A 756-nucleotide genomic window follows, 5' to 3' on the forward strand; every position below is an offset into this window, starting at 1 on the left:
GCAAGCGGCTGATCGAGCACGGTTTTCTTGATTTGCTCGCGAATGACTTGCGGTACTTCAGTCTTCAAAAACTCAGCGAGCAACGCTTTTTGTTGCTCTGTCTCGTTCTCCCGCCAGTACGCAAATGCTTCATTGCGCTGGTGGGAAGCTGCAGCGCAGATTCACTACTTTCCGGTCCGAACCTGACAGTTTCTCGACCAGCTAAGTTGTGAGCTTTGGCAATGGTGATCGCGATCACCATTGCCTGCGCAGGCCGAACGTCCGAACCGCCCGGATAGATAGCCGCAGAGGTGAACGCATATGGTTCGACGGTAGGTGCACGCGAGTGGTTTGCCGCAAGGTCAACGGCTATGGTTCGTCGGGAGGCAAACGCCTACAGTTCATCACTTGGTCGATGCAGCCCACAACATTGTGACAAATCGTGGTTGGCTTCCAGATGTGCCTTTGCTCACTAACTGCTGGTGATGCTGTCGACTGAATACAGGTGAACGGTTGTGGTTCACATCGCTCTTTTTGTCGAAATCGCGGCTGTAGTTTGAGTGTTTACAAGAACAGCTTTAATAACCTTTCCTACGTTTACGGACGGGCAAGGCCTTATTTTGCAAGGGTTTTCAGCGGCAAAGGTGAACGCGGATGGGTTGAAAGGTCAACGCCTGTGGTCCAATAGGTCAATGCACATGGGCAGACGGTGCACGTCGCTGGTGCGAGAGGTCAATGCACATGGGGACAAAGTGAACGGCTATGGTTCGCTCGGAT

At 52.6% G+C, this 756-nt stretch carries 1 protein-coding gene; it reads left to right on the forward strand.

What is annotated here, in order from left to right:
• Window positions 1-212: hypothetical protein (locus tag P7F28_RS09665; protein ID WP_277184281.1), on the forward strand; the 212-nt coding region annotated here is incomplete at its 5' end.
• Window positions 213-756: the final 544 nt, after the last annotated feature.

Source organism: Caballeronia sp. BR00000012568055 (assembly GCF_029439455.1).
In the GTDB taxonomy this organism is placed as follows: domain Bacteria; phylum Pseudomonadota; class Gammaproteobacteria; order Burkholderiales; family Burkholderiaceae; genus Caballeronia.